We start from the raw sequence: 20,982 nt of genomic DNA, 5'->3' as shown, positions 1-20,982 counted from the left end.
AACTCGGCGGGCAGCCGGCGGCCCCGGCCGCGAAGGTCCGGGTGGAGCGCCGCCGGACGCGAACGGCGGCCACGGCAGCACCGCGACGTCAGCGGGTGCTCGCGGGCTCCGTCGTCCGCGCCGCTGCGACCCGACCCGGCACCTCGGCGCGGAGCCGGTCGAGGGCGGCCGGTGCGAGCGGGGTGCCGGTGAGGCGAGCCGCGTACAGGGCCGCACCGACGTCCGGCGGGTAGAGCGGCTCGCGCACGTCGTACCGGGCTGCGCTGCCCCGAAGCTGCCGGACGAACTCCTCCTGCACCACGTCCGACGTGAGCACGCCGCCGGAGCACGACACGGGCACGGGCTCGTCGTCGGCGAACTCGAGGTGCCGCCGCGCGGCGTGCACCAGCGCGGCCAGCTCGCTCGCCGCCTCCCGCAGGATCCGTGCCGCCTCCCGGTCTCCCTGGGCGGCCGCGTCCCCGACGACCCGCGAGAGGGCGGCGACGCGACGCCGGTCACCGTGCCACTGCCCGATGGTGACGTCGATCGCGTCGAGGTCCGACTCCAGCGAGAGCCGTTCCCGCACGAGCGTCGCCAGGGGACCTGCGGGCAGCCTGCCGTCGCTCATCTGCGAGAACACGCCCAGCCCCCGGACGGCGATCCAGTGACCGGATCCCTCGTCGCCGAACAGCTCGCCCCAGCCGCCCACACGGACCCGTCGACCGCCGCGCTCGCCGTAGCAGATGGACCCTGTCCCGCTGACGACGTTGATCCCGTCGGCCCCGCCGAGCGACCCCGCCCATCCCGCCACCATGTCGTTGCCGCAGGCGTAGCGGTCGTGGCCGAGTGCCGCGCGCGGCGCGGCGTCCAGGGCGGGCACGTCACGGCTGACCTCGCCGTACGCGGGCAGGGCGACGAAGGCGAACGCGATCTCGCCGGGGTCGGTGCGCGCCGACCGGCAGATCTGCGCCACCGCGTCGCGCAGGACCCGCTCGACGAGGGCCGGTCCTTCCGCCGAGCCCAGGTAGTAGCAGCTCGGCGCCTGAGTCCGGGCCGCCACGCGGCCCTCGGACGTCACCAGGACGAGTGCCGTCTTGGTCCCACCGCTGTCGATCCCGAGGAACACGCTCACCGACCGTCGTAGGGGTGCACCGTCACGCCCTTGACCACCCGGTTCACCTGGCCGGACGGCGACGGTGAGTCCGGGACGAGCCCGAGCGCCAACGACGAGTCCAGGGCGAACAGCTGGGCGACCAGCACGTAGGGCAGTGCTACCAGCACGTCCGGGGCCTCGTCGAGAGCCGGCACGGTCCAGGTGTCGGTCACGCGGTCGCTGGGCGCCGCCTGCAGCACGACGACGTTCTCCGGGGACATCTGCTGCCTGAGCTCGATCGCGATGTCCTCGTCGTACTGCCGCGTGTACGGGTCGTTCGACAGGTAGACCACCGCCAGGCTCCCGCCGTCGATCACGGACTTGGGGCCGTGGCGGAAGCCGAGGGACGAGTCGAAGTAGCTGACCACCGCACCAGCCGTGAGCTCGAGCACCTTGAGGGCCGACTCCCTCGCGAGCCCGGTCAGGGGACCGCTGCCCAGGTAGACCACCCGCCCGTAGCCACGCGCGGCGAGCTCGGCCACGGCGTGGCCGCGGTCCCGCAGCACGGCAGCACCGGCGTCCGCGACGCGGTCCACGACGTCGAGCCCACGAGCCTCCGGAACCAGCGCCAGCCAGGTCGCCAGAGCCATCGAGGTGAAGCTCGACGTCATGGCGAAGCCCTCGTCGTGGGTCTGCGGCGGCATCAGCAGGACCAGGGACCTGTGCGCGGACCCGTGCACGCGCGCGAGCTCGCCGCTGTCGTTGCAGGTGACGATCAGGTGGTGCACCGACGTGAGCACGCGGTCGGCGAGGACCGTCGCGGCGACGCTCTCCGGGCTGTCGCCCGAGCGTGCGAAGGACACCAGCAGCGTGGGCACGTCCTCGGCGAACGCCTCCGCCGGGTTGGACACGATGTCGGTGGTCGCGACCGCCTCGACCCGGCGGTGCAGCTCCCGGGTGAGGGCCGGTGCGAGCAGCTCTCCGACGAAGGCCGAGGTGCCCGCGCCCGTCAGGACGATCCGCAGGTCGTCGCGTGCCAGCAGCGGGGACAGGAAGGCGTCGACCGTCTCCCGGCGCTGCCGCGTGTCGACGGCGACCTGTCGCCACACGTCCGGCTGCTGGGCGATCTCCCTGCCGGTCGCGCCGGCCCGGGCGTCCTCCAGCCCGGCGGGCCTCGGGTGCGTCAGCGAGCTGCCGCCCTTCTCGGTGGTGCTCGGGGATGCGGTCACGACAGGCTCCTCGCTGGTTCCGTGGTGCAGGCATGTGAGTAGGCGCGAAGCACGTCGCGAACATGGTCGAGGGCGAGCGCCACCGGGTCTGCCGACAGCTGCTGCACCCGGACCCGCGCGTACTGGGCGGGCAGGTGGGCGCTGAGCACCGGCAACGGCACCGGGTGGTCGCGCAGGTTCTGGAACAGCCGGTCGACGGCGGACGACACGCGCGAGTCGGGCCAGTAGTAGCGGACGCGGTCGCTGTAGCTGTACCGCCGGGCGACCCGCTGGGCCTCCGCGTCGCCCTCGTAGTAGCCCTTCCACCAGCGGGGCTGCTCGAGCATGACCTCGTCGACCACGTCGGCCAGGCCGGAGCGCTCGTGCGCGGGCACGATCTCTGCCTCGATGGCGGCGAGCGCGAACAGGGCCTCGCGCAGCGCGAACGTCAGGCCGGGGCCCACCTTGAGCACCGCCCAGTGGTCCTGGACCAGCGCCGTGAGGCTCTCCGCGGTCTGGTAGTCGGTCGAGTGCGCCTCGAACACGAGCCTCTCGCCCTCGATCATGCGGCTGAGGCGGCGGGCGCGGTCGCGGTCGTAGTCGACGACCTGCACCGCGTCGAACTCGACCCCCGGCTGCACGACGAGCGCGACCACCCGGTCCCACGCCTCGGCGAGGCCCGCCTCGGTGAACGCGAGCCGATGCGCCTCGAGGGTGGCCTCGGCACGCTCCGGGGGAGTGGGGGTCAGACCGGCGATCTCCTCGTGGGCCCCGCCCGGGACGGGCACCTCGGTGCCGACCACGTACCGGAGGGTGCTCGCCCCGAACACCCGCCGCGCGGTCTCCTCGGCCACCGCTGCCAGCCGGGCGGCACGGTGCGCGACCAGCTCGTCGGTCAGCGGCAGCCGGTCGTCGGCGCAGGCCATGCTGCAGTCCAGGTGGATCTTGGTGTAGCCCGCCTCGACGTAGGCCCGGACGAGGTCGTCGGCCAGGCTCATCGCCCGCTCCGCCGGAGAGGTGCGCCACACGTTGGGACCCAGGTGGTCGCCGCCGAGGACGACGCGCTCCCGGGGCAGTCCGGCGCGGTCGGCGATCTCGTGCACGAGGTCGCGGAAGTCGGCCGGCCGCATGCCGGTGTAGCCGCCGAACTGGTCGACCTGGTTGCTCGTCGCCTCGACCAGGAGCACCCCGCCGTCCGCGGCTGCCTGCTCGCAGGCCGCCCGGAGCACCAGAGGGTTCGCGGAGCACACCGAGGTCACGCCGACGCTGAGGCCGCCGAGGTGCCGGTCCAGGATCTCGTCCAGCGCGTCGCTCATGCCGGATCTCCTTCGTGGTGGGTCGAAGCTGGGATGTGGGTCTGCGGGGACCTGTGAGGCGCGTCCAGGCGCCACGCGCCCCGACGCCGCGCGGCCCGGGCGGCGGTAGGGCGCCGGCACGGGGTCACTTGGTGCTCCCCGCGAGGAGCCCGTTGACGATGTAGCGGTTGAAGGCGAGCGCGATGACGGCAGGCACCGCGATCGCGAGGATCCCGGCCGCGCTCATCAGCGTGGAGGGCACGACGTGCCGGCCCTGCAGAGCCGCGATCAGGACCGTCAGCGGCTGCGTGGACAGGTCGGTCGAGAGGACGAGGGGGAAGAGGAACTGCGCCCAGCCGAACAGGAAGGTGATCAGGGCGATCGAGATGACACCCGGCACCGCGAGCGGCAGGACGAGGTGCCAGAACACCTGCAGGCGGCCGGCCCCGTCGATCAGGCCCGCTTCCTCGATGCTCGTCGGGATGCTCGCGAAGTAGTTGTGCAGCACCCACACGGCCAGTGGCAGGAAGCCCGACACGTACACCAGGACGATCCCGGTGTAGGTGTTGACCAGGCCGAACGCGCTCATGATCCGGTAGAGCGGGATCAGCGTCGTGTACGGCGGGAACGCCATCGTCGCCAGGACCGTGTAGAAGAGCACGGTGTGCCCGCGGAAGCGGAACCGGGCGAAGGCGTAGGCGGCCAGCGCGGCGAGCACCACGGTGACGACCGTCGCGGCGGCGCACTCGACGACGATGTTGACCAGCGACCGGCGGATGCCGTCGGCCACGCTGCCGTGCCCGGTCAGCAGCGCCCGGAAGTTGTCGAGGGTCGGGTGCAGCGGCACGTACTGCGCCGGTCGGGACCGCGCGGCGCTCTCCGTCTGCAGGCTCGACTTCAGGGCCCAGTAGATGGGGACGACCGACCAGAGCACGACGAGCACCAGGCCCGTGGCCCGCAGCGGATGGCGGCGCGGGCTCACAGCTCGACCCTCCGGTAGACGAGGCGGACGACGAGCAGCGACAGCACCACCGTCACCACGGCCAGCACCAGCGAGAGCGCGTAGCCCTGCCCGAAGTTGAGGTTCTGGAAGCTCACGAAGTAGGTCTCCATGGTCACGGAGGCGCCCGTGGACGCGGCACCGTTGAGCACGTAGGGCTGGTCGAAGACGTTCAGCGTCGCGATGAGCGCCTGCACCATCGCGACCGCGATGCCGGGACGTGCGAGGGGCAGGGTGATGGAGGTGAAGCGGCGCCACTGGTTCGCACCGTCGACCACGGCGGCCTCGTACAGCTCGCCCGGGATCAGCTGGAGCGCCGCGAAGATCAGCAGCGTCGACAGCGGCGTCATCTGCCACACCTGCACCAGGGCGATCAGGCCGACCGTCAGCAGGCGGTCGTGGCCGAGCAGCACGCCGTTGCCAGGACCGAGGTGGAACGTCGCGACCAGGCTGTTGATCAGGCCCGCGTTCGGGTCGAAGATGCCCGACCAGAGGATGCCCTCGACGACGCCCGGGAGCGCCCACGGCAGGATCAGGATCGCGATGACGACGCCGCGCCCGCGGAAGCGGTGCTGGAGCAGGACCGCCATGGCGACGCCGAGCACCGTGGACAACGTGACGCCGACGAGCACGTAGAGCGCGGTGTTGGCCGCGCTGTTCGTCACGGCGTGGTTGTGCAGCAGGTCGACGAAGTTCTTCAGGCCGGCGAACCGTGCCGGTGGGTCGAGCGCGTCGACGGTGAAGAACGACTGCACGATCGTGAACAGAGCCGGCACCAGGGCCAGACCCACGATGAAGACGGCCACCGGGGCGATGAGCACGTAGGGCAGTGGGTCGAGGCGTCTGCGCGGCGCCCGGGTGGTGCGGGCCGTCCGGTCCTTCCGGCCGGCCCGCACCACGTCGTCCTGCGTCGCGGTGTGCGCCCACGGTGCCGGCTGCGCCGAGCTCCGTGGGGACGACATCACGAATTGCCCGCTTGCTGGTCGGCGACCGCGGCGATCGCCGCGATGGCGTCCGCCACGCTCATCGATCCCGTCGCGGCCGCGTGCAGGTTGGTGTAGACCGCGTTGGAGAACGTCGGGTACCACGTCGGGGCGCCGTCCGGGAACACCGGCGAGGCCGTCTTGAGCATCGCGGCGAGGTGCTCACCGTCGGCCAGGCTTCCCGACTGCGCCAGCTTCTCCACCACGCTCAGACGTGACGGGACGAACGACGAGCCCCAGACCTTGTCCTGGCCGTTGAGGCCCGAGAAGTCCTCCTGCGTCGAGGCGCTGACGAACCACTCGATGAACTTCGCCGCGGCCTGCGGGTACTTGGCCTGCTTGGGGATCCCCATGCCGTCCGGGTTCGACAGGTTCGTGGTCGGCCCGCTCGCGCCGGGCGTGGCCAGGTACTGGATCTTGTTGACCACCTTCGAGCTGTCGGTGACGTTGTAGAGGCTGTTGATCAGGCCGGAGTAGTCGGACAGCGTGCTGGCCGCCTGGCCCTGCGCCATCAGCGTCTGCTCGCCCTGGCTGTCGTTGACGTTGATGTTGCCGGGCGGCACCAGACCGTTCTTGAGTGCGTCGACCATCCACTGCGCCGCCTTGTAGCCCGGTGAGCCCGCATCGGTGAACTGCGGCTTGCCCTTGGCGTCGAGCACGGTCCCGCCGAAGGCGTGCGTCGTCTCGTACCAGTAGGTCGACAGCCCCTCGGCCGCGGCGAACGGGATGTTGAGCGGGTGCTCGACGAGCCCCTTGTCCTTGATCTGCTGGAGGTCGCTCGTGTACTGCTCGATGGTCGTCGGCATCGTGGTGATGCCCGCCTTGGCGAACAGCTCGGTGTTCACCGTCGTGACCATGTACGAGGAGTCGTACGGCACCCCGACGATGTGCCCGCCGAGCGTGAAGGAGCCCAGCTGCGGCATGTCGGACTTGAGGGAGCCGGCGTCGAGGTAGCCCTCGAGCGGCAGGAACCAGCTGAGCTTCCCGAGCTGACCGACGCGCGACCAGTCCACGTTGGTGACGTCCGCGAAGTAGGTGTTCGCCGTGGCCGCCGCGGAGATCTTGGTCTGCAGGCTGTCCCAGTCGGAGGACGCCCACGTCACCTTGATGCCGGTGTCCTTGGTGAACTGGTCCAGGTCGGCGGCAGGCGGCGGGTCCGTCGGAAGGGCGACGGTGATGGTCACACCCGAGGTGGCCGTCGACGCACCCGTGGCCGTGGTGCCACCGCTCCCGCTGCTGCACGCGGTCGTGAGGAGCGCGACGGCGGTGAGCCCTGTGGCTCCCTGCCAGATCGCACGCGAACGCCTTGTGGTCATGGTCCTCGGCCCTCCCTTGGGTCCGGTCCAGCGCGCCGAGCCGGCGCTAGGTGATCACTTGCGCAACGCGCATCGCTCCGGTCGCGGCTCGTTGCTCAGTTCACGCAGACGGTAGGTCTGGTGGCGCGTCGGGTCAACGAATCTGCTCAGATTGCGCACGCGGTGACTCTGCGGCGTTCATTTGCGCATATCGGGTGCGCGTTCTAGCCTGTCCCCGTGCGCAAGAACGACAGACTCACCGCCATCCTGGCCCGGGCCGCCGAGACCGGGAGCGTCGACGTGACGGATCTCGCGGGGCAGCTCGGCGTCTCCGGGGCGACCATCCGCCGCGACCTGCAGTCGCTCAGCGCCCAGCACCTGCTGGTGCGCACCCACGGCGGAGCGGTGGCCGGCGACACCGGCCAGGAGCTGTCCGTGCGCGTCAAGGAGACGCGCAACCAGGCCCAGAAGCGCCGCATCGGCCAGGCCGCGGCCGCGCTGGTCGAGGACGGTGCCGTGGTGGGTCTGACCGGCGGCACGACGGCCACCGAGCTCGCCCGCGCGCTCGTGGGCCGCAGGGGGATCACCGTGGTGACCAACGCGATCAACATCGCGGCGGAGCTGGCGAGCAGACCGGAGATCACGCTCGTCGTGATCGGCGGTGTCGCGCGACCCTCTTTCGAGATGGTCGGCCCCGCGGCCGAGATGATGCTCGACAACTACCACCTCGACATCGCCTTCATCGGCGTCGACGGGCTGTCCGCCCAGGACGGCTGCACGACGTACCACGAGATGGAGGCGCAGACGGACCGCAACTTCCTGGAGCGAGCCCGGCGCACCGTGGTGATCGCGGACAGCTCGAAGATCGGCCGGGTGACCTTCGCACGGATCGTCCCGCTCGCCCGCGTGCACGACATCGTCACCGACGCCGGCGCGGACCGCGACCAGCTGCGGGAGCTCGCGGAGAGCGGTGTACGCATCCACACCGTGTAGGCGCAGATCTGAGCAGTTGTGCGCACCTCTTGCGTGAATGCGCAACGTTGGGGCAGAGTCGGCGCCCGTGACCACCATCGCGTTCCTCGGTGCGGGCAGCGTCGTCTTCACCCGTGACCTTCTGACCGACCTCCTGGCGTACGACGACCTGCCGGACCTGACGATCCGGCTGCACGACATCGACCCCGAGCGGCTCGAGACGGCCGAGGGCATCGCCCGCGCGACCGCCCGGCTCAGCGGCGCCGACCCGACCATCACCGCGCACCTCGACCGGCGCGAGGCGCTGTCCGGCGCTGACTTCGTGGTCAACTCCATCCAGGTGGGGGGATACCCGGCGACCGTCGTCGACCTCGAGGTCCCGGCGCGCTTCGGCCTGCGGCAGACGATCGGGGACACCGTCGGCGTCGGCGGCATCTTCCGCGCGCTGCGCACGTTCCCCGTCCTCGCCGCGATCGCGCAGGACGTCCTCGAGCTGTGCCCCGACGCGTGGTTCCTCAACTACACCAACCCGATGGCGATGAACATCGCGTACCTGCACGCGGTCGCGCCACGGCTGAAGGCGGTCGGCCTGTGCCACTCCGTGTACTGGACGGTGCGAGGCCTCAGCGACCTGGTCGGCGTGCCGTTCGACGAGGTCACGTACCGCAGCGCAGGGGTCAATCACCAGGCGTGGATCCTCACGTGGGAGCACGACGGGCAGGACCTGTACCCGCGGCTCGACGAGCGGATCGCCGGGGACCCCGAGCTCCGCCGCCGCGTGCGCGTCGACATGTACCGGCACCTCGGCCGGTACCCGACCGAGTCGAGCGAGCACTCTGCCGAGTACCTGCCCTGGTACATGCACCACGACGCGGAGGTCGAGCGGCTGCGCATCCCGGTCGGCGACTACCTGCAGATCTCCCGCGACAACGTCGCGGAGTACGAGGAGACGCGACGGAGGCTGCGAGCCGGGGAGGACATCGGGACGCGGGAGCACGAGGCTCAGGAGTACGCGCCGCAGATCATCCACAGCATCGTGACCGGTGTGCCGCGGGACATCGTCGTCAACGTGCCGAACGCCGGGCTGATCGACGGCGTGCCGGCGGCCTTCACCGCGGAGGTTCCCGCCGTCGTCGACGGGCGAGGTGTTCACCCGCAGGCGATGGGGGCGCTGCCCCCGCAGCTCCTGGCCGTGAACGCCGCGTACATCGGCACCGGCACGCTCACGGTCCGCGCCGCGGTCGAGGGTGACCCCCGGCTGGTCCGGCAGGCGGCGATGGTGGACGCCAACACGTCCGCGACACTGACGGTCGGCGAGATCTGGGACCTGTGCAACACGATGGTGGAGGCCCATGGGGAGCTCCTCGCCCCGGCGCTACGAGCGCAGGTGCACCCCTGAGCTCACCGCGCACCCGTCGGGGCGTTGTACCGCAGCAGGCCGGCGGTCCCGTCCGGACGAAGCTCGACCTCGGTGACCGTCGCGGGGTCGAGCCGGGGGAGCGCCCGACGGTAGTCCCGCAGCGGGATCCCGAGCGCCGTGCAGAGCACGAGCCGGACCAGGCTGCTGTGAGACACCACCAGAGGCGCACCGTCCGGGTCGCGGGCGACGACGTCGGAGAGGGCCGCGAGCCCGCGCGCGGCGACCTCCGCCGGTGGCTCGGCGGCCGGCCACGGATGCTCGACCGGGTCGGCGTCGTACGCCGCCAGGGCATCGGGCTCGGCCACGCGCAGCTCCGCCAACGACCGTCCCTCGGCCAGCCCGTAGTGCGGCTCCCGCAGCCGTGCGTCGACGACCGCCGCCAGACCGGTGCTCCGGGTCACCGCCGCCGCGGTCGCGACCGCCCGCCCGAGGTCCGAGCACGCCAAGGACGTGAAGCCCCTGCCGGCGGCCCACTCGCCGAGAGCGGTGGCCTGCGCACGCCCCACCTCGTCGAGCTCCACGTCGGTGTCACCGGCGTAGCGCGTCGACTCGGTCCACGCGGTGCGGCCGTGCCGCACCAGGGTCACGACGGTCATCGGGTCTCGCCTCTCCTGGTCGACCCGGGGATCATGCCACGCCTATCCGCATCACCTGGCCCAGGGCACGACGCCGCCCCACCTGCACCGCAGATGCGACCCCGGCGACCCCGGCCAGGACCGGCAGCAGCACCAGCACCCACGCCTGCGCGACGAGCACGGGGGCCGCGCTCTGCCCTGTGACGAGGCGTAGGTCGAGCGGTCCGAGGCAGAACGCGCCGAGCGCGGTCCCGGTGGCGAGGCCGGCGGCGGTGGCCAGCAGCGTCCACGGCAGCGCCTCCCCGACAGCGACCCGCCGTACCTGTCGGGTGTCCAGGCCCAGCACGCGCAGCACCGCCAGGGTCTGGTCACGGCGGGGGGCGTCGGTCGCCGTCGCCAGGACGACGACGAGCGCCGCGAGGCCGAGGAGCACGGGTACGGCCACCCGCAGGAGCAGCAGGAGGCCGGCCGTCAGCGGCTCGTGCCGCCGCTCGTCGAGCCACGCACCGCGACCCGTGACCGCCGCGGCATCCACGCCGGACCTCGCGACCGCTGCCTCGGCACCCGGACCGACCGCCCACAGCACGTCGGCGTCGACCTGCCCGCCGGCGACGGTGGAGAGCGCCGCGCGGTCGACCACCACGAGGCTCGCTCGCGGGCCGGCGCCGGCCAGCACCGAGCTGAGCGCCGGGGCAGGTCCGACGGCACGCAGCGGGACCGTCTGACCGTTCCACAGCAACGACGGGTTCGAATGGCCGTCGCGCAGCGGCGCGGCCGCCAGCACCGGCAGCGCCCGCCCGGTGGGTCCACCCGTCGCATCGGCGAGGGCCGCCATCGCCTGCGGCTCGGGGAGCGGAGTCGCGGCCAGCAGACGGCTGTACGCCTGCGAGTCGACCGCGAGGACGTCGACCCACTCGGTGCCGGCGACGCCGAACACCTGCACGTTCTGCTCGAGCCGTCCCACGGCGACGGCTCGGACGCCCGCGGCCCCGTCGAGCTGCGCCGCCAGCGCGTCGAGCGGGTGGTCCGCGTCGGTGTGGACCAGAACGTCGGCGCCGACCGAGTCCCATGAGCCCTCGACCTCGCCGGCCGTCACGGTGGCGCCGACCACCATGCCGAACGCGGTGAGCGCCGTGCAGAGCGTGAGCGCCACGAAGGGCGCCGCACCGCCGGCCGCGGCGCCGCCGGCCGACGCCAGCATGGGTCCCGCCCGCCGGAGCCGCGCAGTGACCGGGACCGCGACCGCGTGCAACGCGACGAGCACGCGCGCCCCGACGACCCCGGCGGCCACCGCCCCCAGTGCCGGTCCCAGGACGAGCAGGAGGTCGGCGCCGGTCGGGTCGACGGGCAGCCCGCGCCGGCGCAGCGTGACGAGCGCCGCCACGGCGACCACCAGGAGCGCCGTCTGGGCCGCCAGCACGCGAATCCGGCGGCTGCGCTCGCGCAGGCCCGGGTCCTCGATCTCCGCACGACGCGACGGTCGACCACGGACGGTCAGCACACCGAGGACGGGCGCCGCCGCCAGCGCCAGCACGAGGACGGGCAGCACCCAGGCCCACGACGGCGGCCCGGGCACGAGCAGGCGCCCCACGACGAGGCCCGTCGAGCCCGCGAGCACGCACAGCGCCGCCTGCTCCAGCGCCAGGCCGAGAGCCGTCGAGCCGAGGGAGGCGCCGCGGGCACGCTGCCGGCGAAGGACGGCGGCACGGCGACGGACCAGCAGCCACGAGCCGAGGGCCAGCACCCCGATCGACGCGGCCAGCACGCCCACGAGCAGCACGGACGCCTGGGCACCCGCCGCCAGCACCCGCGCCTGGACCCGTCGGGCAACCTGGTCGAGCTGCGTCCAGACGGTCGGCCGCGGCCCCGCCAGGCCCAGGTCGGTCGGAGCCGCCTGCAGCGCCGAGACGGCGCGCGCCACGGCCCCGAGGTCGGCGAACCGCAGCGCCTGCGGCCGGACCGGGAGCTCGATGACGCGGCTCACGGCCTGCGGATCGAGCGCCAGACGCACGTCCGGCACCGAGTGCGCCGAGAGGAGTGCCCCGAGGGCGACGGTCCGTCCCGCACCCGCCCCCCGCACGGAGGGCTGCAGGATCCCGGGGATCCGGGTCCACAGCGCGTCGCCCGGGTCCCGCGGCTGGAAGACGCCACTGACCGTGAGCTGGACGCTCAGACCGTCGGGCGCGCTGGCGGTGAGGCGGTCACCGGGATGTGCTCCGGTCAGGGCCGCCACGGGTGCGGAGAGACCCACCTCCACGGGCCAGGGCTGGCCCTGCGCGATGTCACCGCCGGTGGACGCGCCGGGTGCCCGCCCCTCGACCCAGTCGACACCGCCGAACCCGTCGCGCCACAGGTAGGCGAGCCGCAGCAGGGCCGGGCCAGCCGGCGTCGCCTCCGTGAGCTCGGTGGTGCTGATCTCGGCCGACGGGGGACCGAGGACGTTCGCCAGCGGCGTCGGGAGCGCGCCGCGGATGTGCCCGGCGTCCTCGGTCAGCTGGTCCGCCGTGCCGGGGTCGCGGACGGCCTCGACGACGTGCTGGTCGAACGGTGCCGTCACCGTCATGCCGGCCGACGGCTCGGCGGCGACTGCGACCTGCACCGCGTGGTCCGCCACGCGCCGGAGCTCACGAGGGGCGGCGTCGGCCAGGACGACGGCCAGCAGCAGCACGACGGCGAGGACGGCGAGCGGCCACGCGTCCTGGGCCGCCCGGCGTCCCAGACCGGCGAGGCCGCCTCCCGTCCAGATGCGCCGCGCCCGCCTGCCGCGGGACACCTCGACGGGCGTCACGGCTGCACGTCCATCCGCAGATGGGTGGCGCTGGCGCGCCGCACCGCAGCCCGGGCGACGGGTACCGCCACCACGGTGGACCCGATGACGAGCAGCCCGACGAGGACGGCGAGCGACGTCCACGGCCAGACGACCAGGGCCTCCGGCACCGGACGACCGCCGCTGCTGGAGACCACGAGCAGCGGGCCGAGCGCGCGGCTCACCCCGGTTCCCAGCAGCGCGCCCGCGCCGACGGCGACCACGCACACCGCGGCGTGCTGGGCGAGGAAGGTGGCGCGGACGGCTCGCCGGGACATCCCGAGCCCCAGCAGGCGGGCGACCTCGAGGTTCCGCGCGCCGATCATCGAGGCGACGTGCGCGGCCGTCCCGGACAGGGCGAGCAGGCACGCGGCGGCCACCAGGGTCCACATCGCCGCGACGAACGCGATCCGCAGCGGTCCGTCACGCAGCTGCGCGATGAGACCGTCACGCGATGTGGGCTGTCCGAGGCCCGCCGCCCTGACCGCGGCGGCGGCCGCCGACGGGTCGGGCACACCGTCGACCCACCACCGGTCGGTCAGCGGTTCGAGATCGTGCAGCGCCAGGAGCGCGCGATCGAGGGTCGTCCGGTCCACGAGCACCGCGCGGGTCCCCACGGCGGACGGCACGTACGGCACCACGCCGACGACGCGGGCGTCGAGCACGGCCTCGTCGACCATGAGGGACAGTCGGCCGCCCGGACCCACGCCGAGCTCGTCGGCCAGCGCCCTGCTGACCACCGCCGGCACCTCCTCGGCAGGTTCGCCCGCCACGAGCAGCAGGCTCCCGCTCGTGTACAGCAGACCGGTGAGCGACACCGACGCCGTGGCGGCGACCGTGGCTCCGTCCGCACCGTCGTGCTCGCTGACCTCGGCCCCGCGGGTGATCTGCCAGCCGTTCGGGGGCGACGCACCGAACCACGACGCCGGTGTGCCGGCTGCGGGCGTCGCTCCCCTGAGCACGACGGAGACCGTCAAGGTCGTCGTCTGGTCGAAGCCTCCCGGCGGTGCCGCACCCGGACCGAGGGCCAGCGCGAGGTCGAGGGCGGTCACCTGGACCTGGTCGGCCGCCGGCAGCCCGCCGGCACCGCCGAGGGGCACGTCCACCTGGTGCGGCCGCCCGTCCAGCGGGACCTGGGCGCCCGGGCGGACGGCCTGGCCGCCCCACCGGTCCCGCACCACCAGGGACGGTGTGACCAGCACAGGCGTCCCGTCGGCCGTGGTCCCGGTGATCTCCAGCGCTGCCGGGGCGTCGCCAGGCAGCAGCGGTCCTGCGGGTCGTGCGGTCGCGAGGCGTGCGGTGACGTCGTCCCAGGTGGTGCCGCGCGGTGGGGGTGCGGCACCGAAGCCGCGTCGGACGTCGGTCGCGACGAGCTGCGGCGCGGCCCCGGTGGCGTCGAGGCCGAGGTGGGTGCCGAGGGCGACGGGCCGCTGGGCCACCGCCATCGGGACCCCGCCGGTGGCGGCCGCCAGCGCGGGACCCTCGTCGCCGACGGCGACGTCGCCCGGGTCGACCTGCAGCTGCATGCCGACCTGGGCCTCGGCCTGAGATGCCTGGGACCGTTCCCACGTCGTCGCGAAGGTCAACCCGAACGTCCCACCCGCGGTGGCGAGCACCAGCAGGAAGGCGCCCGCGGTGGAGTGGTGCCGACGCGCCACCTCCCAGCCGGCGAGCGGCAGCACCAGCCGTCGCGACCGCGAGGCGTGCAGCTCGGCGAGCCGGGCCACCCACGGCAGCAGCCGCAGGGCCACGACGGCTCCGCCCACCAGGCACAGCACCGGGGCCGCCACCAGCACGGGGTCGACCGCGCTGCCGTTCGCGACACCGTGCGCGCGCAGCTGCAGGTACCCGACCACCGCGAGGCCCACCAGGATCACGTCCACACCGGACCGCGCCACCAGGCCCACCCGTGAACGCCGTCCGGGGCGTCGCGTCGCACGGAGCGAACCGACCACCAGCACCCCGCACAGCGCCACCGCCGCGCTCACGGCCGTCACGACCAGCGTCGCCGTGACGCCGGTCGCGGCCGACAGCCCCGCGTCCGCCAGCCGGGGGACCGCCGCCAACGACCGGTACGCGGTGACCGAGAGCGGGACGGCGGCACCGCCCGCCACCGCCGCCAACCCCAGGGCCTCGACGGTCGCCCGTGCCGCGAGCTGGCTCCCCGCGGCGCCACGGGCGCGCAGCAGCACCGTCTCGCCGGCCCGGCGGTCGGCCAGGAGCCGCCCCGCCAGACCGAGGGCGGTGGCCCCGAGCGCGGCGGCCAGCAGGGCCGCGACCAGCACCTCGGAGTCGGTGACCCCCAGCTGCTGGCGCATCCGCCGCAGCACGTCGGGGTAGTCGTCGGTCAGCGCCAGAGCCTGGGCCCGGGCACCGAGGTCCTGCTCGAGCGCCGTCCGCAGCCCGTCGAGACCGCCGCGAGCCGCGGCGATGCCGGTCACCGTCGCGCCGTGCAGGTCGGGCGTCACCACCACGTGGAAGCGGGCGACGGGGGAGTGCCCGACCAGGGTGCCGGGCGCGACCACGAGCGGACCGTAGGTCGGCAGACTGGCACCCCGCGGTGCGTACCCGGTCGCGCCCAGCGGGTCCCGGTCCCACGTCAGGTCCCCGCGCCGCGGCGTGAACGTGCCGACCACCTGCACGGTCAGCGGGTCGGCCGGAGCCTCGCGCAGGTGCTGCGGCGCCCCGGCCAGCACCACCGTCGAGCCCGGCGCGACGCCGAGCAGCCGCGCGGTGGAGTCGAGCAGGGCGACCTGCGTGAGCGCGGTGCCGTGCGCGGGCCACGTGCCGGCGGTCAGCACGGCGTGCTCCGTCAGGTCGTCGCCCTCGAGCAGGTAGGTCGCACGCAGGTCGCCGTCCGGCATGGGCGCCAGGTACCGCGGGGTGGACGTGGCCCAGACCGAGGTGCTCGTGGGGAACGGACGGAACGCCGCCGTCGCGGTCGCCGACACCTGGGCCACCGCCGCGGCCACCACGTCCGGCTGCGTCGCGTCGTCCGCCATCGTGACGGCTGCGGTGACGGCGACGGAGGCGGGAGCGGTGCTGCGGACGGCGGCCTCCAGCGCCTGCTCCTGAGCGGCGGTCAGCAGCAGCGAGCACAGCCCCACGAGCGTCGCCCCGGCCACGGCCAGCGCCGTGACGGCGGACAGCAGGCCTGCCTGGGCCCGGGCGCGTCGCAGCAGCAGGAACGGCGTCCGCACCCGCCGGACCACCGTCAGGTCCGCGGCCGGTCCGGCCGGCGCACCGTACCGGGACGGCCCTTCACGCATCGACGACCCGGCCGTCGACCAGTCGCACGGCCCGGTCGGCCAGGGCGATCATCACCGGGTCGTGCGTCGAGACGATCGCCGTCATGCCCTCCGCCTCGACCACGGCCCGGATCAGCGCCATCACGGAGAGACCCGTCTCGATGTCGAGCTGGCCCGTCGGCTCGTCCGCGATCAGCAGCCGCGGGGACACGGCCAGCGCGCGGGCGATCGCCACGCGCTGCTGCTGCCCGCCCGACAGCTCGGTGGGCCGTTGCGCGGCGTGGTCCGCGAGGCCGACCAGCTGAAGGAGGAGCTGCACGCGCCGCTCCCGATCGGCGACCGGCAGCCCGCGCAGCCGCAGCGGGACGCCGACGTTCTCGGCCGCGGTCAGCACCGGGATCAGGCCGAACGTCTGGAAGACGAACGCGACGGTGTCCCGCCGCAACCGCACCAGCCCGGCTTCGTCGAGCGCCGTGACCTCCACCCCGCCGACGCTCACCGATCCCGAATCGGGTGTGTCGAGCCCGCCGACCAGGTTGAGGAGGGTCGTCTTGCCCGACCCGGAACGGCCGACCAGCGCCACCAGCTCACCGGGCGCCACGTCGAACGACACGTCGTCCACCGCGTGCACGGCGTAGCGGCCCGCGCCGAACGTCCGACGAACGCCGCGCACCGCGACGGCAGCCCCGGTGGTCACCGCACCGACCCGTCGCCGTCGGAGCCCGACCCGCGCCGCCCGCCCGAGCCACCGCCGCGCCACATGCTGACGTGGTCCGCCTCGAGCACCAGCCGGACCCGGTGCGTCAGCGCGAGCGCCTCGCGGTACTCGCGCGGGACCTGCACCCGTCCCGCCCGGTCCATCACCGCGTACTCCTGCGCGGCGGCCGGGGCGGCACCGTCGTGCCCGGCCGTCGCCCGCAGCACCTCGGTGCTGGTCCGGCCGTCCCGGATGGCGACCGTGCGGGCGACCTGCTCGCTGACGGTCGGGTCGTGGGTCACCACCACCACCGTCGCCCCCGCATCCCGGTTGGCGGTCCGCAGCGCCTCGAACACCTCCTGGGACGTCGCGGTGTCCAGCTCGCCGGTCGGCTCGTCGGCAAGCAGCACGCGCGGCGAGTTCGCCAGCGCGACCGCGATCGCCACGCGCTGCTGCTCGCCGCCGGACATCTGCCGCGGCAGCCGGTCCGCGCAGTGCCGCACCCCGACCATGCCGAGCACCTCGGCGGCCCGCCGCTGGCGCTCCCGACGGCCCACGCCGGCGAAGGCCATCGGCAGCAGCACGTTCTGCACGCCCGTCAGGTACGGGACCAGGTTGTGGGCGGCCTGCTGCCACACGAACCCGACCATGGTCCGGCGGTACGCGACCCGGTCGCGGCGGGACATCGCCATCAGGTCCCACGGCCCCACCCGGACGCGGCCGGCCGTCGGCTGGTCGATCCCGGACAGCACGTGCAGCAGCGTCGACTTGCCGGAACCGGAGGCGCCGACCACCGCGACCAGCTCACCCTCGTCCACCAGCAGGTCGAGGCCCTGCAGCGCCTGCACCTCGACCGGCCCGCTCCGGTAGATGCGCACCAGGGTGTCGCACACGATCAACGCGTCGTGGCCGAACTGGGGCGCCTGCGGCGTGCGCGCACCCAGGCCCTCCAAGGTGCTCTCGGACACCGGCCTCCCCCTGGTGCTGCGGGCACCGGCGCCCGAGCGAGGCCAGGCTATCCGGCGGGGCGCGCCACGCCGGTCGACCCGGCGGGTGAGCGCTGCGGAGCGGACACGACGGAGCCCCGGGAGGATCGCTCCCTCCGGGGCTCCGTCGGCTGGTGCGCTACTTGTAGCTGACCGCCAGCTTGCTGCTCGTCGCCTGTGCGGGCGCCCGGACGGTCAGGGTCCGCGTCGCCGCGTCCCAGCTCCAGGCGTCCGTCCCGACGGTGTGACCGTTGACCTTGACCGTCGTGGGTGCGGTGGCGTCGGTGAACCTGACGGTCCACGACCGTCGGGCGACCTGGCCGGGGTACGAGCCGGCGGCGGGCTCGATCGTGAGCCGGTGGGTGTTCCCGTCCAGCACGTAGTCGATGCGGGTCGTGGCGTGCTGCGACGGGTCCGTGGTGGTGCCGTCGTCCTCGTAGAGGGTGAACGAGCCCGGGGCGCCCTCGGCGGCGGTGACCGTCACGGCGTCGAGCGGGTTCTGCACGTCGTCGGTCACGTCGGCCGTCCGCGTGGTGAGGATGCCGCCGGACCGCAGGAAGACGGGCATCGTGTCGAGCCCCGTCGCGATGTCGGCCGTCGTGCCGCCCTGGTACGTCGTGCCGGTGAAGTAGTCCGTCCACGAGGAGCCGGCCGGGAACCATACCTTGGTCGTCGCCGTCGTGCCGGGTGTGGTGACCGGCGCGACCAGGACGTCGGGCCCGTACAGGTACTCGCTGTCCGAGTTCGCGTAGGCGTCCTGCTGGTCCGGGTACTGCAGGTAGAGCGGCCGGACGACGGGCGCACCGGTGGCGTTCGCCTGCTGGGCCAGCGTGTAGGTGTACGGCAGCAGGTCCTCGCGCAGGTTGAGGAACGTGGTGGCCGACGCCTGGGCGTCCGCGCCGTACTGCCACGGCAGCCGGTCGCTGTGGTTGGAGTGCAGGCGGTCCACCGGCTGGAAGGTGCCCAGCTGCACCCACCGTGCGTACAGGTCGCCGGGCAGCTGCGTGGAGCCCGGCTCGGTGCCGGGCAGCTGGAGCCCGCCGGTGTGGCCGCCGACGTCGTGGCTGATGTTGGTCAGCCCGGTCGCCATCGACTCGCCCGGCGTGTACCCGATCTGGAACTTCAGCGAGTCCCACGTGGAGATCGTGTCGCCGGTGAAGTGCAGCGTGGTCCGCTTGTCGGCCCACGGTCCGGTCGGCACGGCCGAGCCGTTGCTGTACCCGCCGGCCTGGAGGGAGCCGTAGGCCCGGGAGAACGCGAACCCGCGGCCGATCCGGGACGAGGCGTCGGTGGCGTACTGCTGGTTGATCCACGAGTCGGGGGTCACGCCCTGCAGGGTCGACAGCGACTGGTCGCAGCACCAGTCGAGCCACCACAGGTCGTTGCCCGCCTTCGAGATCGGCTGGTGCAGGCCGAAGTAGGCCGTCAGCTGGGCCGGGTTGCCGAAGTCGAACACGTAGCAGCCCGCGCCGCCGCCGGAGCAGCCGCCCGGCGCGAGCGTCCCGCCGGCCGTCGCCTGCGCCTGGGCGAACTGCGGGTCGGAGCTGAGGATGCTGGGGTGCACGTTGAGGCTGGTGTGCAGCCCCTGGCCGTGCGCCCAGCTGAAGAAGGCGGTCGGGTCCGGGAACTTGGTCGGGTCCATCTCCCAGCCGTTCCACCGGTTCGGGGACTTGAAGTCGGTGTCGACGACGAGCACGTCGAGCGGCACGCCGTGGGCCCGGAACGCCGGGAGGATCGTGTTCTCGTAGTCCGCCGCCGTGCGGTCGTAGTACTCCGAGTACCAGACGCCGTAGGCCCAGCGCGGCAGGAGCGTCGTGGGACCGGTGAGCCTGCCGAGGTCCGCGAGGCCCCGTGCGTAGTCGGTGCCGTACGCGAAGACGTAGCCGTCCTGGTACGGGCTGCCGGCGTGCGACGGACGCTGCGTGACGGCCTTGGTCGACGGGTCGAGCAGGGCGGAGGCGGTGTCGTCGAGCAGGGACCAGCCGTCCTGGTACATCAGGCCGGGGGCTGTGGGTGCCGACCCGTTCTGGCCGTCCAGGCTGCGCCGGTAGCCGCCGAGCGGGGCGTGCGGAGCGAGGAGCGGGCCGTCGGTCGCCGTGACGGCGACCGTGTCCAGGTTGACGTTGCAGCTGGCGGCGTCCGGGCAGCCGAGGGTGACGGTGTTCTGGCCGGCCGCGAGGGTGACGGGGACGGCGACGATGCGCCAGGTGTCCCAGCTGCTGGTGGGCTGCAGCGTCACCGACCCGGGATCCGCCGACCCGACGGTGACCGACATCCGGCGGGGCTGGACCGGCTGGCTGCCCGCCGCCCAGTTCGAGTAGCGCAGCTGCAGGTCGTACGTCCCCGCGGCCGGCACGCCGGTGACCGTGACGGCATCCGCCGCACCGGCCTGCTCCAGACCGGCGACGAAGCCGGCACCGGAGTACTGGTTGTGGTCGGCGGCGAGCCTGGCACCGCCGGACAGCGCACCCGTCTCGGCCTGGCAGACGTCGCCGAAGGCGCAGGGGAGCGGTGCGGGGTTCGACGGGGCCGGGTACGCCGCCCCCTGGTCCAGCACCGCCAGGCTGTCGATGTTCACGTGCCCGGTGTCCCCGGGACCCTCCTGGACCCGCACGGTGTGCAGGCCGGTGGTCAGCGCGACGGGCACCCGGGCCAGCGCCCACGTGTCCCAGCTGCCGGTCGGTGGCAGCGAGAGCTGGGTCGGGGCACCGCCGTCGACCACCACGCTCATGGTCCGTGTGGTGTTCTGGCCGTCGCCGCCCCAGCTGTTCGCGTAGCGCAGCGCCAGGTCATACGTGGACGCCTGGGCCGGGTCCACGGTGAAGGTCACCGAGCTGCCGGTGCTGGCGATCTCGGCCACGAAGCCCCGTCCGGTGTAGCCCGCGTGGTCGGTGGCGACGGTGACCCCGGCCAGCGACACGTCCTCCGCCTCGCACAGCACGCCGACGGCGCACGTGGGCGGGACGGCCGAGGCCCACGGAGCGGCGTCGACCTTCTGCCGGCCCGCGTCGAGGGACAGCTGCAGGTTGTCCTTGCCGAAGGGCCCGGAGCCGACCTTGTAGCGCAGGGTGGCCGCGGCCGTCCGGATGGTCAGCCAGCCGTCGGTGGTGTCGGTGGTGAAGGGCGTCCGCCCGAAGCCGTCGCGGCCGATCACGTTGAACGTGGCCGAGTCCTCGAACCGGCCGGTGCCGGAGTACTCCGTGCGGATCAGGGTGGGGGAGAGCACCTCGAACCGTGCGTCACCGGAGGTCACCGCCCCGGACGTGGCGGTGGGTGCGGCCACCGTCTCGGCGTCGGCCGGGCCGGTCGCCGTGAGGGTGACCGCGGCGACGGCCGCCACGGCGACCGCCGCGGGCAGCAGCCGTCGCCGGTGCCGAGCTCTGCGTGCTGCGAGGGGGGATGTCACCGTTGAGCTCCCTTGTTCG

The 20,982-nt window shown here is 73.7% G+C and carries 14 protein-coding genes; 2 read left to right on the top strand and 12 right to left on the bottom strand.

Features of this window, described 5'->3' with window-relative positions; translation table 11 throughout:
* Positions 1-88: 88 nt before the first annotated feature.
* From ACFQTY_RS13585 to ACFQTY_RS13560, 6 genes are all read right to left on the bottom strand, one after another.
* Positions 89-1,111, bottom strand: a complete 1,023-nt coding sequence (locus tag ACFQTY_RS13585) for an N-acetylglucosamine kinase (RefSeq protein ID WP_378101281.1) — start codon at positions 1,109-1,111, stop codon at positions 89-91.
* A complete protein-coding gene (locus ACFQTY_RS13580; protein WP_378101278.1) occupies positions 1,108-2,301 on the bottom strand; it encodes an SIS domain-containing protein in 1,194 nt (397 codons plus the stop codon). The genes ACFQTY_RS13585 and ACFQTY_RS13580 overlap by 4 nt, the downstream gene beginning before the upstream one ends.
* The gene (locus ACFQTY_RS13575) at positions 2,298-3,596 is read right to left on the bottom strand and encodes a D-tagatose-bisphosphate aldolase, class II, non-catalytic subunit (protein WP_378101275.1); all 1,299 of its coding nucleotides are present in this window, start codon (positions 3,594-3,596) and stop codon (positions 2,298-2,300) included. The genes ACFQTY_RS13580 and ACFQTY_RS13575 overlap by 4 nt, the downstream gene beginning before the upstream one ends.
* Before the next feature lie 124 nt (positions 3,597-3,720).
* Positions 3,721-4,557 carry a carbohydrate ABC transporter permease gene (locus tag ACFQTY_RS13570; protein WP_378101272.1) on the bottom strand — a complete coding sequence of 279 codons (837 nt, stop codon included), beginning with the start codon at positions 4,555-4,557 and terminating at the stop codon, positions 3,721-3,723.
* Positions 4,554-5,537 carry a carbohydrate ABC transporter permease gene (locus ACFQTY_RS13565; RefSeq protein WP_378101268.1) on the bottom strand — a complete coding sequence of 328 codons (984 nt, stop codon included), beginning with the start codon at positions 5,535-5,537 and terminating at the stop codon, positions 4,554-4,556. Before ACFQTY_RS13565 ends, ACFQTY_RS13570 begins: the two co-directional genes overlap by 4 nt.
* Positions 5,537-6,874 (bottom strand): ABC transporter substrate-binding protein, encoded by a 1,338-nt coding sequence (locus ACFQTY_RS13560; RefSeq protein WP_378101265.1) that lies wholly within the window; start codon positions 6,872-6,874, stop codon positions 5,537-5,539. Before ACFQTY_RS13560 ends, ACFQTY_RS13565 begins: the two co-directional genes overlap by 1 nt.
* 216 nt (positions 6,875-7,090) lie before the next feature.
* Here ACFQTY_RS13560 and ACFQTY_RS13555 point away from each other — a divergent pair, with 216 nt between their 5' ends.
* A complete protein-coding gene (locus ACFQTY_RS13555; protein WP_378101262.1) occupies positions 7,091-7,846 on the top strand; it encodes a DeoR/GlpR family DNA-binding transcription regulator in 756 nt (251 codons plus the stop codon).
* Positions 7,847-7,913: 67 nt separating this feature from the next.
* On the top strand, positions 7,914-9,224 hold the full coding sequence (locus ACFQTY_RS13550) for an alpha-glucosidase/alpha-galactosidase (protein WP_378101259.1): 1,311 nt from the start codon (positions 7,914-7,916) through the stop codon (positions 9,222-9,224).
* Positions 9,225-9,226: 2 nt separating this feature from the next.
* Here the strand turns inward: ACFQTY_RS13550 and ACFQTY_RS13545 are convergent, their stop codons facing one another.
* The 6 genes from ACFQTY_RS13545 to ACFQTY_RS13520 form a co-directional block, all read right to left on the bottom strand.
* Positions 9,227-9,841 (bottom strand): histidine phosphatase family protein, encoded by a 615-nt coding sequence (locus ACFQTY_RS13545; RefSeq protein ID WP_378101256.1) that lies wholly within the window; start codon positions 9,839-9,841, stop codon positions 9,227-9,229.
* Between the two features lie 31 nt (positions 9,842-9,872).
* Positions 9,873-12,608, bottom strand: coding sequence for an FtsX-like permease family protein (locus ACFQTY_RS13540; RefSeq protein ID WP_378101253.1), 2,736 nt, complete (start codon positions 12,606-12,608; stop codon positions 9,873-9,875).
* Positions 12,605-15,895: an FtsX-like permease family protein gene (locus ACFQTY_RS13535; RefSeq protein WP_378101250.1), complete on the bottom strand. Its 3,291-nt coding sequence runs from the start codon at positions 15,893-15,895 to the stop codon at positions 12,605-12,607. The genes ACFQTY_RS13540 and ACFQTY_RS13535 overlap by 4 nt, the downstream gene beginning before the upstream one ends.
* Positions 15,888-16,571 carry an ABC transporter ATP-binding protein gene (locus tag ACFQTY_RS13530; protein WP_378101247.1) on the bottom strand — a complete coding sequence of 228 codons (684 nt, stop codon included), beginning with the start codon at positions 16,569-16,571 and terminating at the stop codon, positions 15,888-15,890. Before ACFQTY_RS13530 ends, ACFQTY_RS13535 begins: the two co-directional genes overlap by 8 nt.
* The gene (locus ACFQTY_RS13525) at positions 16,568-17,539 is read right to left on the bottom strand and encodes an ABC transporter ATP-binding protein (RefSeq protein WP_378101244.1); all 972 of its coding nucleotides are present in this window, start codon (positions 17,537-17,539) and stop codon (positions 16,568-16,570) included. Before ACFQTY_RS13525 ends, ACFQTY_RS13530 begins: the two co-directional genes overlap by 4 nt.
* Positions 17,540-17,696: 157 nt before the next feature.
* Positions 17,697-20,963 carry a TIM-barrel domain-containing protein gene (locus ACFQTY_RS13520; protein WP_378101241.1) on the bottom strand — a complete coding sequence of 1,089 codons (3,267 nt, stop codon included), beginning with the start codon at positions 20,961-20,963 and terminating at the stop codon, positions 17,697-17,699.
* Positions 20,964-20,982: the final 19 nt, after the last annotated feature.

It is taken from the genome of Cellulomonas sp. T2.31MG-18, assembly GCF_964266755.1.
In the GTDB taxonomy this organism is placed as follows: Bacteria; Actinomycetota; Actinomycetes; order Actinomycetales; family Cellulomonadaceae; genus Cellulomonas.
The sequence above is the reverse complement of the archived record's forward strand: the minus strand, read 5'-3'. Positions and strand labels throughout refer to the sequence as shown.

Excerpts from the sequence above, each read along its gene's own strand:
- ACFQTY_RS13535 (WP_378101250.1), bottom strand. The coding sequence starts at position 15,895 with ATGCGTGAAGGGCCGTCCCGGTACGGTGCGCCGGCCGGACCGGCCGCG.
- ACFQTY_RS13575 (WP_378101275.1), bottom strand. The coding sequence starts at position 3,596 with ATGAGCGACGCGCTGGACGAGATCCTGGACCGGCACCTCGGCGGCCTC.
- ACFQTY_RS13565 (WP_378101268.1), bottom strand. The coding sequence starts at position 5,537 with ATGTCGTCCCCACGGAGCTCGGCGCAGCCGGCACCGTGGGCGCACACC.
- ACFQTY_RS13545 (WP_378101256.1), bottom strand. The coding sequence starts at position 9,841 with ATGACCGTCGTGACCCTGGTGCGGCACGGCCGCACCGCGTGGACCGAG.
- ACFQTY_RS13560 (WP_378101265.1), bottom strand. The coding sequence starts at position 6,874 with ATGACCACAAGGCGTTCGCGTGCGATCTGGCAGGGAGCCACAGGGCTC.